Origin of the sequence: Paenibacillus sp. CCS19, assembly GCF_033239625.1 — a bacterium.
In the GTDB taxonomy this organism is placed as follows: domain Bacteria; phylum Bacillota; class Bacilli; order Paenibacillales; family Paenibacillaceae; genus Paenibacillus_T.
Genome location: NZ_BTCK01000001.1, coordinates 256,012 through 271,516, shown reverse-complemented (window position 1 = coordinate 271,516; position 15,505 = coordinate 256,012). Strand labels below are relative to the sequence as shown.

The following is a 15,505-nucleotide window of genomic DNA, read 5'->3' as shown; positions in this document are numbered from 1 at the left end:
TAGATTAGAGAGGACGACCGTCCGAACGACTTCGCCGTTCTGGGTGATGGTGCAGAAGGAATTCGGCGACCACATGCGCAGCTGGCGTTTTATTATTCTAATTGCCATCATCGCTCTTGCATGTATCGGTTCAATCTATACCGCAGTGACTGCGCTCCGGGACGGGGTCAAATCCGAACAAGCCGATAACAACTTCCTGTTTCTGCAGATGTTCACCGTATCGGATGGGACACTGCCGACGTTCGTTACATTCGTCTCTTTCCTTGGCCCGCTAGTCGGCATTGCGCTCGGATTCGATGCGGTCAACACGGAGCGGAATAAGGGAACGCTGAGCCGACTGCTCTCGCAGCCGATCTATCGCGATGATTTCATCCTCGCGAAATTTACGGCGTCGCTTCTGCTCGTCGCAGTCGTCCTCTACTCGCTTGGTTTTCTCGTCATGGGACTAGGGTTATTCACGATCGGCTATCCGCCGACGCCTGAGGAAGTGATGCGGGTCATCTTATTCTTGTTCGTGGCTGTGGTCTATGTGGGCTTCTGGCTTAATCTGGCCATCTTGTTCTCGATCCGGTTCCGACAGGCGGCAACTTCTGCCTTGTCAGGCATTGCGCTCTGGCTGTTCTTTACGATCTTCTACAGCATGCTGGTAGGGATTATAGATAAAGCAACTGAACCAGCGGATTCATCGGCTCTATCGATCCTGCTGCAACATGCCAACCGGATGCTGCTGCTCAATCGGCTGTCTCCTGCCTATCTTTTCTCGGAGGCAACCAGTACGCTGCTGACGCCAGGTGTCCGGTCGCTCGGACCGCTGACGACAGCGCAAGTAATCGGCGCGATCTCAAGCCCGCTCTCGCTCATGCAGAGCATCCTGCTCTCTTGGCCGCAGCTCGTCGGGCTTATCGCAGCTACGATGATCTGCTTCGGCATCTCGTATCTGCTGTTCATGCGGCAAGAGGTTCGGTCGAAAGGTTAACCTATGACAACAGCTCTATGACGTTCGTTGGCGTGCTGCCTGGGAACGTCGTAGAGCTGTTTTATCTTGTTGCTAAGCTTCAACCGTTCGTCGCAAGCACTATAACCCCAGCTGTTATTAGGATAGACGTACCGATTCTCCGCTTCCCCTGCGGTTCGCGGAGCAGCATAATCCCCATCAATGTTCCGAACACCGTTCCGATCTCCCGCATCGGCGCGAGTTGTGCGACTGGAGCAAGCGACAGAGCATACAGGAACAGCATATAGCCGCCAGGTGCGATGATCCCGCCAAGCAGGATCGTTTTCCAGTTGATCCGAAGCTCCGATTTCACCGCATGCGAGCGATAGGCCGCATATCCGAGCAGCAATGCATTTCCTACATTCGTAGCCTGATTCAACATTACGGCGGGCATATAATCCAATGTCATTTTATCAACGATAATATAACTCGCAATACACAGTCCAACCGCCAGCGCCAACAATGGAGCCTTGTATGATGCATTCGCGGTGTTCTTCCTCAGCAAGCGCAAATTGCTTGTTATGCTAATGCCGAATAAGATGAGGATGACGCCGAACCACCCTAATGCAGTCAAGTGTTCACCTAGCAAGGCTGTTCCGAGAATCGGCACGATGAGCGGGCTTGTGCCTCTCATTATGGGATACACTTGCGAGAAATCGCCTATGGAATAAGTGCGTGCAAGCAGCAGGACATAGATGCCATGAAGCAGCATCGACAGAAGGAGCAAGAGTCCTCCCGTTCCCGTCATTCGGCTCGTATCCCACTCTAATATCGTAAGAGGCGTAAAGATGAGTACCGAGATTATTTGTGTCAGCCACAGGAAGGAGACCTTGTTCAAACTGCGCTTTGCATATAGATTCCAGATCGAATGAAGCAGTCCGGAGAGCAGAACAAGCAAAATTGCAATACCATACATAGGCTGGTCCCCCTATCGTTCCATAACGACCTTCTTCTTTCCAGTTCCATTCAATATATCGTACACACGCCCTACCGTAAACCATAATTTAACAATAACCTTAATATCTGTTGTTAAAATAGATTGTCAGCGATATCGCACCCGTGTTATTGTTGTTGGAAATATTTGACGGAAGGTGAGCCTATGTCTGACCAGCAAGCTTCCCCGATCTTAATGACGATTCCTGAGCAATTCGAGAGCAATCGATTAGTTATTCGCGCCCCGCAGTGGGGTGACGGAACGGCTTTGAATGAAGCGGTAATTGAGAGTATCGAGGAGCTTCGGCTGTGGCTTCCTTTTGCCCAGCGCATCCCTACGTTGGAGGAGTCAGAGATTGTCATTCGAGAAGCACGTCTGAGATACTTGGATCGTTCGGATCTGATGCTCCTCGTCTTCCATCAAGAGACAGGCAAGCTGATCGGGAGCAGCGGGTTGCATCGAATCGACTGGAATGCGCGAAAATTCGAGATCGGTTATTGGCTTCATTCGGCTTATACGAATCAAGGCTATATGACAGAGGCTGTGCATGCGATTACGCATTTCGCTATTGAAGAACTAGCCGCCAACCGGATCGAAATCCGCTGTGATCGGAATAATGCACGAAGCGCTGCGGTCGCAAGACGGGCTGGGTTCACACTCGAGGGAATCCTGCGCAATGAAACAACTGCGATGGATGGTCAACTAAGGGATACGATGGTGTTTGCCAAAGTTCGCGGTGTCGAGTTTTGACGAAACACTTGATGAAAACGCTTCTATACCGAACGTTAACGTTCGAAATATGGTATACTGACGCTACTGCATCAGGACATTATCGCATCGTTAAAGGAGAAGAATCGTTTGAATTTTCAACAATGGGTTGCACCTGAACAATACAATATGAGTTCCGAGATCGACCGCCATAAGTCGGACAAAATCGCGCTTCGATGGACGGACGACCATGAAAGCAATGGAACGATTACATACGCCGAGCTCATGAAGCAGGTGAATAAGCTCGCTGGCGGCCTCGACCGCCTTGGTCTTGCGAAAGGCGACCGCGTGCTCGTCATGGTGCCAAGACAAGTCGAAGCTTATGTCATCTATATCGCTTGTCTCAAGCTCGGGCTCGTTATTATTCCTTCGTCCGAGATGCTTCGCGCGAAGGATCTGTCCTTCCGGTTGAATCATTCGGAGGCGCGCGCGGTCATTGCATGGGCAGATGGAACGCGTGAGGTCGACAGCATTACAGAAGAACTCCCCGCTCTCCGCTATCGCATTGATGCAAGCGGTCGATCGACTGCCGGCTGGCTCGCTATGCAGGAACTGATGGACGGTCAACAAGAGGAAAGGGAAGCCGTTCCGACACTCCGCGACGATATGGCGATTCTCGCCTACACTTCTGGAACGACCGGCAATCCGAAGGCAGTCGTTCACAGCCATGGCTGGGGGTATGCGCATCTTCGCATTACATCGGCTTGGCTCGATATCCGCGAAACGGATCTCGTATGGGGAACCGCAGCGCCGGGCTGGCAGAAGTGGATCTGGACGCCATTCCTATCGGTCCTTGGCAGCGGGGCGACTGGCTTCATCTACCAAGGTACGTTCAGTGCCGAGCGTTATCTTGAGATGATTCAGACGCACCGAATCGGTGTTATGTGCTGTACCCCTACTGAATATCGCATCATGGCCAAGCTCGATACGCTGGGCGATTATGATCTATCCTCGCTTCGCAGCTCGGTCTCGGCAGGCGAACCGCTCAATCAAGCGGTTATTCATAAATTCCAGGAGCTGTTCGGTTTCATCATCCGTGACGGCTACGGACAGACCGAGAGCACGCTGCTGATCGGCAATCTCAAGGATGAACCGGTCAAGCTGGGCGCCATGGGGAAATCCATCGCTCCTGGGCTCGTAGAGATCATCGATGAAGAAGGACGCCCGCTGCCCGCGGGAGAAGTCGGCAGCATTGCGGTACATGGCGCGATGCCGGCCCTCTTCCATACGTATTATCGTGATCCGCAGCGCAAAGCGAATAATATGGTCGGCTCGTACTTTATTACAGGTGACCGAGCGAAGCGTGATGAGGACGGCTACTTCTGGTTCGAAGGCCGCGGCGACGATATTATTATCAGCTCTGGTTATACGATTGGTCCTTTCGAAGTCGAGGAAGCGCTGCTGCGCCATCCGGCTGTGAAGGAATGCGCTGCTGTCGCAAGTCCGGACGAGATACGCGGTCACGTCGTCAAGGCGTTCATCGTGCTGAAGGACCAAACGGCGGCCTCCCCTGCTCTTATGAAGGAACTGCAGGATCATGTGAAGTCGTGGACTGCGCCATACAAATATCCACGCCGAATCGAATTCATCAGCGATCTGCCGAAGACGAATTCGGGTAAAATCCGCCGCATTGAGCTGCGCGAGCGTGAAACGCGCAATTACAGCCAAGGCGAATAGGATCTAATTGTACAAAAAGAAAACCGCCGTCCAGCTGGGCTAATAGGCTCAGCTAAACGGCGGTTTTTCATTTTACATGACTAGGGAGCAGCTTGGATCGTACCCATATAATACTGTTTCCGATCTTGATCTAGCGTGAACAAAGCGATTATCGCGGTTCCGTCAGGTGACCACTGCAAGTTAGAGATACGTGCATAGTTCTGCGTGACGAGCTTCGTCCCGTTTCCATCACTGTTCGCGAGTGCGATTCGAGTGCCCTCCACCTTATCGCCTGTACTTTCTCCTATGGCACCAAGAAGGTACGCCAATTGTTTGCCATCCGGTGAAATGCTCGGGTGAGAAGGTCCGAACGTCCCTCCCTGCTCTCCACCAGCATAATAGATCTCTGCTGCCTGCCCCTCGGATTGACCCGCTATGGAATTGTATTTATTCGTGAATTCATCAAATCCGGTCGGCCAAGATGTGTCGGATGAGAGCTCGCCGTTCGAGCCATATGCTTTGAACGCCCCCTGGTCACTGACGAGTAAGTGATGGTTGATCGGATTAATCGTGCTGGACAGGTAATCGAAATTCGATGAATCGACGACTTGGTATTCCTTATTCGTATTCAAATTGACGATTTTCAAACCGACGACATCATCAAATCCATTGTGAGCAAGCACGGAGACGCCTGGCTCCAGCCACTCGATTGTCCCCCAGTAACCGGACTCAAACGAAAGCACGGTCATTTTGTTCGAACGTATATCGAATCGAGCAAGTTGGTACTTCGGTCCAGCACCATCGCCCAAATTGTCTCCCGTATCGTGCAGGAATAGGAAGCCAGATGAATCGGGCAGCCATAATGGCTGATCATCCTTCGGTCCCGTTGTCCACTGCTTCCGTTCACCAGTTGATTGGTCCGTACCCGAGATGCCTAGATTGGGATTATTATAGGTTGGATCTGCCACCCATCTGCCATCGGGACTTTCCTTGGTATCGTCAATTCGAATCACTTTCTGATTCTCATCCAACTGATACGTATGAAGAACTGTCTCCTTCTGACTATACGTACGCCATTGCACGATGCCATTATCCGACAGCGCTATAGTATAACCAATGATCTGATCGTCATCGCTGCTTTCTTGTATGACCGATGTACGGCCGCTATTCAAGTCGATGCGAACAATCTTCGTGTCATCTTCACCATTGCTGCTAATCGCTGCAATCACTTCGTTCGCATTAAGCGCAACGAAACCAATGCAAGAATAGCCATTCAACTCAAGCTTCGAGATCGTATCAAATCCTAGAGCCGCTAACTTATTATCAGATGGTGTGGCTGGTTCCTTTGTTGGCTCGACATCGCCTTCTCCTTCCGTATTGCTCTGCTCGATGCTGGGTGAAGGTGCAGTTTGTGTATGTCCTACTGTTCCAGAATCTTGGCTTGGAACCGTCGTACCTTTATCGCAGGCCGCCGTCATACACAATGCGGTGAGTAGAATAGTAAGTTGCAGTCCCTTCCGGTACATAATCGTCCACCTCATCCGTTAGCATTTCGTTCCTGTTCATTAAACGCAAGAGGAGTCGATAGAGTTGCACAGTTGTGCATGATGAAACATCCAACTCATTATCGGGCTGTTTAGTTCTGCTGCAGGGTGAAGTATTAATCAACTGGTGAAATTGTATCACTCTCTGCCCGCTCTTGTTGCGTTCGTTACATATCCTGCGACACATTCACGTATTGCAGCTGCTTCATATCGTACAGGAATTTCGGCTTCCTATTGATCATGCATTCTCCCAGGTCTAGAACACGAAGGTTCTTCAGTCTCTGCAGCTCGAGTGGCAGCTCATGGATCGAGGAATATAGAATCGTTAGCTGCTCCAACCGTTCCAGCTCTCCAATCTCTGGCGGGATGCGGTTCAGGCTGATCTCTTCCTTTGGTTTGGGCCGAAACCCGGGCCGATCGGAGCTCGCGCAATAGATGCGAAGCTCCTTCAGCTTCTTCAACTTGTTTATAGATGAAGGTATGCACTCTAAATCTGCGGTCGAGATCGACAAACACTCAAGATTGCTTAACTCGAACAGCGCGCCGGGTAGACGATACAGATCCTGTTCAAAAATGACTAAATCACGTAACTCTGTGAGTTCCCGGATTCGTTCAGGCAGCTCTGTCAGTCCATGCCCGCTTATATACAGCCAGTCCGTCTGATGTTTGATTGCATCATCCAGCAGACGATCAAGGTCCCGATGAACCTTTAATTCCAGAAAAACGCCCGTTACTTGATTCATCAATTCGATGGCTTCTTCCTCCGTTAAATCCATACCGTACATACGTTCATGCACAACGGAGTAAAGGTAATCACCGCCATCTTCTTTCAAGAAACACAAGTCTTCCGGCAAGCTGGGATAAGTCCAATCCGACAGACGGCTTGCCATTTGCTTCAATAGTCTCCCGCTTTCTTCACAGCATCTATACCAATAGTAGGTTCCTGCAGTATAAAAAGCATGGCTGCGACAGGTTCTTCCCATTTGTATGATTTCATGATCTTGGATTGCGATTGACTTCATCAAGTATGGCTCCAACGCTTCCAACACACTTATGTATTGGCGGCGATGTACAACATTAACCGGCATTTTCTCCCCTAGTACAAAGCATTCCGAGTTCCGTATCGCCAAATCGATGATCTGCTCGTAAGCTTCACCTTTAGGATCTGTATACATTCGCATCTCGTAAGTCTCCATTCCCATAGGAAGTAAAAAAGCCTACGAACCTATTCGTTCGTAAGCCTCCTTTTATATCATATAGTCCGCTTCCCAGTTATCAATTATATCGCTCCAGAAACGAATCCGTTTAATGTTATCAAACTCGATTTCCTCATACTTCTTAAACCCGAATTCAACCAATAGGTACTCGTACAAATTCTCACCATAATAGATGATATCCGTTTGATAAACCGACAGGACCGGATTTCCCGCCTCGGACGGTGTCTCTGGAATATAGCGATGCGCATAGATCGGAATCAATCTCGGCGCTGTGTGGTACTCCACTTCGCATATGCTCTTGGCTTCCGCTAGATCCGAGGGCTTCGGTCCCCATTCATACATCCAGAATCGATTGTTCTCCACATCGGTCAACATGCCTTCGAGGCACCAATTCATACGTTCACGAATGCGTTCGATATTATGCGCACTGTTGTCCCGCCAGTTAATAAACTTATCTGAGATCGGCAATGCAAGGGACAAGAATTGTTTGAAGTCCGGTGGAAAATGAAACCCGAACCGCTGCTCGATCGCGTCAAATTCCTGCTCTGTCAGACCATCCGCAAACCGAACACCTGCCGTTTTCATCTGATTAATCAGTCCGATATAATCCATGATCATCCCGCCTTCATCTTCTTGTTGTTGTCCCGCTGCAGCTAAAGCGCCGTCTACAGCGGCAATAGTTGTTCCATTCGATATAGGGAACGGAATTGCAGACCTGCATTCTCTAGGTTCGATCTGCCTGCTTCTTCCCGTTCGATTACACTTATAACAGACTCGACTTGAGCGCCATATTGTCTTAAGTCTTCTACGCTGAGCAAGATCTGTCCACCTGTCGTTACTACATCTTCGATAACGCAGACTCGCTTTCCTGCTACGTTGATTCCTTCTGCTAATTTGCAAGTGCCATATTCCTTCGCTTTCTTCCTGACGAAGACGACCGGAATGCCCGTTCGCAACGACAGCGCTGTGGCAACTGGAACCCCGCCCATCTCTAGTCCAGCCAATACTTCGGTCCCATCTGGTATCAGGGGCGCTAGTTGCTCTGCGATAGCCGCTAATAGGGTCGGATCGGATTCGAATAAGTATTTGTCAAAATATTGATCTGACGTCTTGCCCGACCGCAATTTGAATTCGCCTGTTAAGTGCGCTGTGTTGTAAATTTCCGCTGCCAACTGTGCTCTTTCCATTGATATCCCCCGTTCGGTTATTCCATTATCTGGCGCCATTGAACAGAATACCGATTCTACTAGGGGATGTCTAACAAAAACATTTTTACGATAGATATAGAATATTTTATTGCATCAAGCAATGATTACAGGTTCAATGGGATTAAATAAGAATGGATCTCCCTTCAGGAAGTCCCGGATGATCGCCTGCGCGTACGGTTGTTCCTCCTTAAGCCCAGTAATCTCTCTTGGATCGGACACATGGTTGCAATAGTTCTCGATCATGATCATGACGAAGAAGCAGGACAATATCTCTTCTTTGTTGATCTGTGGGCCGAGAATGCTCTCATAACCTTCCAATAGAACCCGGCGTTGATGAGGGTACAAACCAATCATCGTGCCTGCGAGATCATACAAGTAATAACCATACCCGCACCGGCCCCAATCAATCGACAAAGGCGTTTCGCCTTGGAAGATAACATTTCCTAAGTGCAGATCGGCATGAATAAGTCCATAATTATCCTCGTAGGTACTCATAGCAGCAAGCATCGTTTTTATTTTGGCAGCCGCCTCTTGATACTTGTCCCATCCGCGGGTCGTTAAAAACCGATCGTGGTATCGTTCCAGCTTGGTCAAATCTCTGACGAAACTGTCCATGCCCCATATCGGACGCGCGAAATCGGCTGATGGTACGAAACCAGCTGCCGCTTGATGCAGCCGCGCGATCATACTGCCCAAATTCCTGACCTGCGTATCCGTCGCTCCGCCATTCAATAACTCGCCATCCAACCAACGCATTAGAGTCACATACAAAGTGGCGCCTTGCTCTATGGTATACGCCAACACATATGTTGCATGGCGAGAGAGTTGTCCCATCGGAACTGTGATCCCTTCATGAACCCCTATCGCATTCAGAAATACGAGCTCCGATTGGATCTCTTCTTGTGACATCCCGTTCGTATGCACCCGCAGAAGGTAACGGTTATCGGTTTCCGTCTCAATACGGAACGTAATGGTATCTGATTGTTGGATAAAATGAATTTGCGTCCAAGCGAGATGATAGGCCTGCAGAGCAAATAATGCTGCTTGTTTAGCTTGCGCTAACAAGTCTTGCAGCTCTTCTTCTGTATCCATTTTCGCAGAATGAATCATTGTCTCGATCCCCTATTTATCTATTTCATTCGTCTTAACGAGTCCGTTGGCGATGCGCTAATGCAGCTCTTCGAACGCTTTCCAGCGTCCAAGGCGGCGCTTTCGGATGATTCATGATTTCAGCGTATGTCAGCCAGTGTACGTCCTCAACTTCATCAGGACTAACGCTGTATCCAGTTCCGCTAGCATACTCACACAAGAACACCATATTAATGACATTCCGGCCATCCCTTATTACGAAGGACGAGCTGTACACGAATACAACGGCATCACCAATCTCGACGCCAACCTCCTCAAGTACTTCTCTCTTCACAGTCCGCTCCAAGATCTCCATCCCCATATCCGACAAGTCAACCTTGCCGCCTACGAGCGACAGCGTTCCTCCCGCATGCCCTTCCTTCGTGCTTCTGGTAATCATCAGCCACTTATTGTCTCGTCGAATTGCAGCTTCGACGTTAATGATGAACATGGATTTCACTCCTTGTTATGAAGTTGCCTGCTTGATCTCATTGTCAAAATTTCACTCCGAATCTAGCACATTCCTCATCATAGACCGCTTTAGTATCCTCATATGAAGGCTGATCCAGGAATACTACATTCTCCACTTCGATCTGCAGAAATTGTCTCGCCAGTAGATGAACATGCGCCGTGATGCTTTCCATATCCCAAGCTTCAGCGAGCTTGGACCATACATAAATATAAGTTGGTTTGTGGCCTTTCTCGTTCAAGGGTGCCGAATGATCCACCTGGTATGATTCATCCTCAGTATCCCTGGGATAGATATAGCTGTACCCAATGTCTATATCTCCATCAATGAATGCTTGGATTTCTTCTATATACTCTTTATCATCCGTATAATCATCGTCCTCAAAGTCGTTATTATAGTGATTGAGTAAACCTGGGAGTGTCATCAAATCGAAATAGGCAATCCGCTTTATCCCCTCTTGATCCAAGTAGAGTGTAATTTCGTCGTTGCAACTTCTACGAGTAAACCCATATACACCCCACCAGAAATGCCAATGACGAATATGTACATAAATCGTAGTTACGTTCATCACCCTCCAGTTTTTAGTACGATTTGATAAACCTTCATTGCGAATATTCAGACGAAAGGGTAAGATTAGGCAACTCAATGATTCTGAATAGCCAACATTAACCACAAAGGAGCGTATACCTATGAAATATCGTCGTCTTGGGAGCAGCGGACTTGAAGTATCGGCACTCGGTCTTGGCACGAATGCGTTCGGCAAACGCGCAGATCAATCCACTTCTATCCAGATTATACATCATGCTATCGATAGTGGAATTAATTTCATTGATACCGCTAATATTTATGCAGGTACAGAATCGGAGCGGATCATTGGTGAGGCGTTAGAGGGAAAACGCGAAAAGGTTGTGCTTGCAACCAAGGCTGGATTGGTTCGGGGCAGCGGCCCTAATGAAAGCGGCTCTTCTCGTATCCATATCCAACAGGAGCTCGAACAAAGCTTGCGCCGGCTCCGCACCGACTACGTCGACCTGTACCAAATCCATACGTTCGATCCCTACACGCCACTGGAAGAGACGCTCCGTGCACTAGATGACATGGTACGCTCAGGTAAAGTTCGCTACATAGGCGCATCCAACTATGCTGCATGGGAGATGATGAAGGCTCTCGGCATTAGCGAATTCAAAGGTTTAGCCCGCTATACGTCCAACCAAGTCAGCTACTCCCTCGCCGATCGTACGCCAGAGCTTGAGACCATACCGATGTGCCTGGATCAAGGGGTCGGCATTATACCGTACTTCCCGCTCGCCGGAGGCATTCTCAGCGGCAAGTATAGTGCACCTGGTGCGATTCCAACCGATTCCAGAGCCATAACAGATCCCAACTTCAGCAAATTCCTGGATGACAAAGCGATTTCGCTTGCTCGCGAAGTAGGTTCCATTGCTAGCGATCATGGCAGCAGCACCAGCGCTCTTTCCCTCGCGTGGCTGATGGACAGACCCGCGGTCTCGACCGTTATAGTTGGTGCGACACGTGTAGAGCAGTTGGAAGATAACCTGAAAAGCATCGAACTAAAGCTTACAGAGGATACGATCAACCAGCTGAATGCAATTAGCAGTCCGTTCGTTTATGGAAAGCCTTTTGCCTTATATCGACTGCCTGCTAAATCTTAATGGAGCCAACTTTACTTAACATCATTGAACACACGCTTCAACTACTGGTTGAGTGAGCGTAAAACTCAATTATACGGTTATTGTTCGTTCCGCACCGTTCCAATAGAATGAATGTACATGAAGGAGCGTGAGGAATGATGAAAGACAAACTAGCTCGAAACATTAGCATCTATCGCAAGGAGCAAGGACTGACCCAGGAGGAGCTGGCCAAGCTCCTTGGCATCTCTTTTCAAGCTGTATCCAAATGGGAAAATGCGCAAACGATGCCCGATATAACGCTGCTGCCTGCACTCTCTACAATTCTGGAAGTGAGCGTTGATAAGCTTCTTGGCTACGTTGCACAAGACAAGCGGATTACGATTTATGAGGATGAATACCAGACCGAAGACTACTACTGGGGCACGGAACCGAATACAGCGTGCTACCAGGTGCTGCAGCTTATTCCGCCGACGAAACCGTTGAAGCTGCTCGATATCGGCTGCGGCGAGGGTAAGGACGCCGTGTTTTTTGCGCGGAATGGTTACGAGGTTGATGCGTTTGATGTAACGAATGCTGGAATCGAGAAAACGAGACGGCTAGCTGACCGGACTGGCGTACATGTGAATGTATTCAAAGCCGATCTGCTGGAGTTTCGATTGGATACGCATTATGACATTATTTTCTCCAGCGGCGTGCTGCACTACATGAAGCCGGAATATCGAGCGGACATCTTCGACAACTACAAACGGTTTACGAACGAGAACGGGATGCACGTGTTCAACGTGTTCGTGAACAAGCCTTTCATCGCCCCGCCGCCGGAGAAGGAAACTAACGCATATCCTTGGCAGTCCGGCCAACTGCTTACGTATTACCATGATTGGCTTATCCGGGATAGCGCAGAGATCGTCTTCGACTGCAACTCGTCGGGTATTCCCCATCAACATGCCATGACGACAATGGTCGCGCAGAAAATAACTACGTCGCCATGACAAAGAGGGGATACTCTCCCCTCTTCCTTCACCCATCAGCCTTACCTTACCTTACCTTACCTTACCTTACCTTACCTTACCTTACCGATGATTGCTCGGTCCTCATTCATTATTTGATTTTGCCCAATGCTTTCCACACCATTGCTCGGATGAACGGCAGCCTTCGCTCCTCGAACTCCGGATGATCCATGAACCACTTCACGTTCAATGGCGAAGGATGCGGCATCACATAGGCAGGTTTATCGTTCAGGATGTGATCGTTAAAGACCAGATCGATGAAAGGGATGCCAGGGAACAAATAGTTAGCCGCTTTCGCTCCGACGATGACGAAGATTTGATTATCAACGAACGACATCTCCGTCGCCATCCATTTCTTCGCACATGCTAATGGCGGAGGCTTGTCCCCTCCTTTACCATTCTTGCCAGGGAAGCAATGCGCAATGGACGTAATGTAGAAGTTGTCCTCATTGTAAAATTCATCGTCTGATATTTGATACCATTGATATTTCAGCTTATCGCCAGATGGATCGTTGAATGGCCGCTTCGTCAGATGTACGTTCTTAGAAGGCGCTTGACTGATCTGCATGATCTTCGAGCGCTGTGTGCCGTGAAAAATAGGACTAGGCGTATGCCCAAACTTCTCTTCACAGTCCCGACAAGCAAGAATGCTTTGTTTCAGCTCGTTAAAATCCATGGTTTCATTTCCTCTAAACTTGACTCACTTGGTTGTAGTTCTTGAACGAATATGACTTGAAACTCCCGTTATCCGACGAGAATCGTAATAGGTTCCCGTCTTCAGGTATTCCCTCAAAATAAGCCCCCATACACCCCGTCGTACATCGGTGCCCTGAAATCATAATATTGACTTCTTCGCCGATGAACTTGGTTTCAAGCTCCTTCATGAAGCTGAACACTCTTCCGATGAATGCCCGAATGTCTTCTACGCCGCTATAGATGTTCGAGTCCGGCACCATACCAGCTAATTTCACTTCCGCCCGCGTTAATCCGTCCGCTTCCCCTAGATCAAATACATCCAGCCGCTGATCTACGTTCGCTTGCATGCCGGACGCGATCTCAGCCGTTTGCACCGCTCGTTCTTGCGGGGAGGAGAAAACATAATCAAACTTCACGTTCTTAAGCGATTCTCTTAATTGTTCCGCTTGATTCCTGCCTGTATCATTCAAGGGCAGCCCGCCTCTGCCCTGCAGTCTGCCTTCGAGATTCCAATCGGTCTGCCCGTGTCTGACGATGTAGATCATGCTGCTGCCTCCCTACTCTATCGTTTGTTATTTTTTACTAGTATATCAAAAAATAAAAATGCTCTCCAACGAATAGAATCGTTGAAGAGCATGGTTTATGAATTAATAACCCGTATACTCAAACCAATCAAAGTCCGCGACATTGTCGCTTGCTTGTCCGTTGCTGCTCGCATACATCCCGAGACATGCGCCAACGAAACCGCCAGCTACATCTGTGCTGAGGATGCGTCCATCCACTTGCTCTGCTAGAGGAACATACTCATCCGCCCGCTTCCCATAGTAGAAGGAGTAGTCCTGCTCATGGGCTTCAACCGTCAGATACAGCTTGTCCGCATCGACAGCCTGCTCTGCCAGGATTTCATCTTTACCATCTGTGCATTTGGTCAATCGCAGCACCTTAACCCCATTAACCATTCGATATTCGAATCGGAAATGGAACTGGCTGCTCTGCAGCACAACAATCCCTGCCGATTCATGCTCCGCTTGCGGCGTGAACGCCATCGCCGTACGTGCGTTGAAGTGAATATGCTGCTGTCTGCGACCGACGAAGCTTGGCTGTGCATCCTCTGTCAGCATTTGCGGACGAAGCTTCAATCGGAGATGACCCGGACGTTCCGTCAGACTCATGAACGGCTCTCTCGGCGTACGAATGGACAACCACTGCATGCCGAGCTCCTCTGTTTCGAAGTTATCGCATGCAGGAGGCTGCACCCACCGTTTCTCCGGCAGATTCGGCCGCACCTCTTCCATCTCCACAATCGATTTGCCTGGCTTGACGACTGGCCAGCCTTCTTCCCATGTGAAAGGAACTAAGAACGTTTCACGTCCCAGATTGCGATAATAGCCGCCGTATGGACGAGATGCTAGCAGTACCATCCACCACTCGCCATTCTGCGTTTCCACGATATCCGAATGACCGACGTTGACGATCGGATAGTCATTGCCAAGATGACGATGCGTCAGTACCGGATTCTTCTTGTAGCCGACATACGGACCGAAGATATGCTCGCTCCGAGCAACCGAGATGGCATGATCAGGTCCCGTACCGCCTTCCGAGATTAACAGATAATAATAACCGTTGATCTTGTATGTATGCGGACCTTCCGGCCATACCGCATCGCGGAGCGCGCCGCGCCATAACGAGTGCGTCTCACCGACCAGCTTCATCGTATTCAGATCCAGTTCTTGAATCCAAATCTCCCAGTTGCCGAAGTACTGAGGACCCTCAGGAGCCGGCCGAGTACCTGTATAATACGCTTTGCCGTCCTCATCGAAGAACAGAGAAGGATCGATTCCTTCGGATTCGAGCCAATACGGATCGGACCATGGGCCAGCAGGATCGGTGGCGGTGACGATGAAATTGCCCTTTTTGCCAACATTCGTATTAATCACATAGAACGTACCTTCATGATAACGAATCGTTGGAGCGAATACGCCTCCCGACGGCTTAACCCCATCCAGATCCAGCTGTGACGGACGATCCAGCACATGACCAATTTGCTGCCAGTTCACAAGATCTTTACTGTGAAAAATAGGAATACCCGGGAAATATTCGAACGTAGAAGTGACCAAATAATAATCGTCGCCAACTCTGCACATCGACGGATCAGGGTAAAATCCAGGCAAAATAGGATTTTTGAACGTTGTTGTCATCCTCTATCACTCTTTCTGCTATCGATTTTCCCTT

The 15,505-nt window shown here is 49.2% G+C and carries 16 protein-coding genes; 5 read left to right on the top strand and 11 right to left on the bottom strand.

Annotated features, from left to right (window positions below; all coding sequences use genetic code 11):
• Positions 1-46 precede the first annotated feature (46 nt).
• Positions 47-976, top strand: coding sequence for an ABC transporter permease (locus tag SBI19_RS01405; RefSeq protein WP_483312222.1), 930 nt, complete (start codon positions 47-49; stop codon positions 974-976).
• Positions 977-1,055: 79 nt separating this feature from the next.
• On the opposite strand, the gene SBI19_RS01400 is transcribed toward SBI19_RS01405, so the two are convergent.
• Entirely contained in the window at positions 1,056-1,910 is an 855-nt protein-coding gene (locus SBI19_RS01400; protein ID WP_317964407.1) for a DMT family transporter, read from the bottom strand.
• 183 nt (positions 1,911-2,093) lie between these two features.
• Between SBI19_RS01400 and SBI19_RS01395 the strand changes: the two genes are divergently transcribed.
• Both SBI19_RS01395 and SBI19_RS01390 read left to right on the top strand, forming a co-directional pair.
• On the top strand, positions 2,094-2,678 hold the full coding sequence (locus SBI19_RS01395; RefSeq protein WP_317964406.1) for a GNAT family N-acetyltransferase: 585 nt from the start codon (positions 2,094-2,096) through the stop codon (positions 2,676-2,678).
• Between the two features lie 147 nt (positions 2,679-2,825).
• Positions 2,826-4,373, top strand: coding sequence for an acetate--CoA ligase (locus SBI19_RS01390; RefSeq protein WP_317964588.1), 1,548 nt, complete (start codon positions 2,826-2,828; stop codon positions 4,371-4,373).
• An 80-nt stretch (positions 4,374-4,453) separates the two neighbouring features.
• Here SBI19_RS01390 and SBI19_RS01385 read toward each other — a convergent pair whose 3' ends face one another.
• The 7 genes from SBI19_RS01385 to SBI19_RS01355 form a co-directional block, all read right to left on the bottom strand.
• A complete protein-coding gene (locus tag SBI19_RS01385; protein WP_317964405.1) occupies positions 4,454-5,878 on the bottom strand; it encodes a TolB family protein in 1,425 nt (474 codons plus the stop codon).
• Between the two features lie 185 nt (positions 5,879-6,063).
• Positions 6,064-7,077: a leucine-rich repeat domain-containing protein gene (locus tag SBI19_RS01380; protein ID WP_317964404.1), complete on the bottom strand. Its 1,014-nt coding sequence runs from the start codon at positions 7,075-7,077 to the stop codon at positions 6,064-6,066.
• A 66-nt stretch (positions 7,078-7,143) separates the two neighbouring features.
• Positions 7,144-7,725 (bottom strand): SMI1/KNR4 family protein, encoded by a 582-nt coding sequence (locus tag SBI19_RS01375; protein WP_317964403.1) that lies wholly within the window; start codon positions 7,723-7,725, stop codon positions 7,144-7,146.
• Positions 7,726-7,778: 53 nt separating this feature from the next.
• Positions 7,779-8,300, bottom strand: a complete 522-nt coding sequence (gene pyrE, locus SBI19_RS01370; protein ID WP_317964402.1) for an orotate phosphoribosyltransferase — start codon at positions 8,298-8,300, stop codon at positions 7,779-7,781.
• 114 nt (positions 8,301-8,414) lie between these two features.
• Positions 8,415-9,431: a phosphotransferase enzyme family protein gene (locus tag SBI19_RS01365; RefSeq protein WP_317964401.1), complete on the bottom strand. Its 1,017-nt coding sequence runs from the start codon at positions 9,429-9,431 to the stop codon at positions 8,415-8,417.
• A 34-nt stretch (positions 9,432-9,465) separates the two neighbouring features.
• A complete protein-coding gene (locus tag SBI19_RS01360) occupies positions 9,466-9,900 on the bottom strand; it encodes an NUDIX hydrolase (RefSeq protein WP_317964400.1) in 435 nt (144 codons plus the stop codon).
• A 43-nt stretch (positions 9,901-9,943) separates the two neighbouring features.
• Positions 9,944-10,486, bottom strand: coding sequence for a hypothetical protein (locus SBI19_RS01355; protein WP_317964399.1), 543 nt, complete (start codon positions 10,484-10,486; stop codon positions 9,944-9,946).
• 121 nt (positions 10,487-10,607) lie between these two features.
• On the opposite strand from SBI19_RS01355, the gene SBI19_RS01350 reads away from it, so the two are divergent.
• Together SBI19_RS01350 and SBI19_RS01345 are read left to right on the top strand one after the other, a co-directional pair.
• Positions 10,608-11,591 carry an aldo/keto reductase gene (locus SBI19_RS01350; RefSeq protein ID WP_317964398.1) on the top strand — a complete coding sequence of 328 codons (984 nt, stop codon included), beginning with the start codon at positions 10,608-10,610 and terminating at the stop codon, positions 11,589-11,591.
• Positions 11,592-11,728: 137 nt separating this feature from the next.
• Complete coding sequence (locus SBI19_RS01345; RefSeq protein ID WP_317964587.1) at positions 11,729-12,559, top strand: helix-turn-helix domain-containing protein; 831 nt, start codon at positions 11,729-11,731, stop codon at positions 12,557-12,559.
• A 109-nt stretch (positions 12,560-12,668) separates the two neighbouring features.
• On the opposite strand, the gene SBI19_RS01340 is transcribed toward SBI19_RS01345, so the two are convergent.
• The 3 genes from SBI19_RS01340 to SBI19_RS01330 all read right to left on the bottom strand — a co-directional run bounded on the left by SBI19_RS01340 (position 12,669) and on the right by SBI19_RS01330 (position 15,471).
• Positions 12,669-13,253 (bottom strand): uracil-DNA glycosylase family protein, encoded by a 585-nt coding sequence (locus SBI19_RS01340; protein WP_317964397.1) that lies wholly within the window; start codon positions 13,251-13,253, stop codon positions 12,669-12,671.
• A gap of 13 nt (positions 13,254-13,266) precedes the next feature.
• Positions 13,267-13,818, bottom strand: a complete 552-nt coding sequence (locus SBI19_RS01335; protein WP_317964396.1) for a histidine phosphatase family protein — start codon at positions 13,816-13,818, stop codon at positions 13,267-13,269.
• Between the two features lie 102 nt (positions 13,819-13,920).
• Positions 13,921-15,471, bottom strand: a complete 1,551-nt coding sequence (locus SBI19_RS01330) for a glycoside hydrolase family 43 protein (RefSeq protein ID WP_317964395.1) — start codon at positions 15,469-15,471, stop codon at positions 13,921-13,923.
• Positions 15,472-15,505 lie beyond the last annotated feature (34 nt).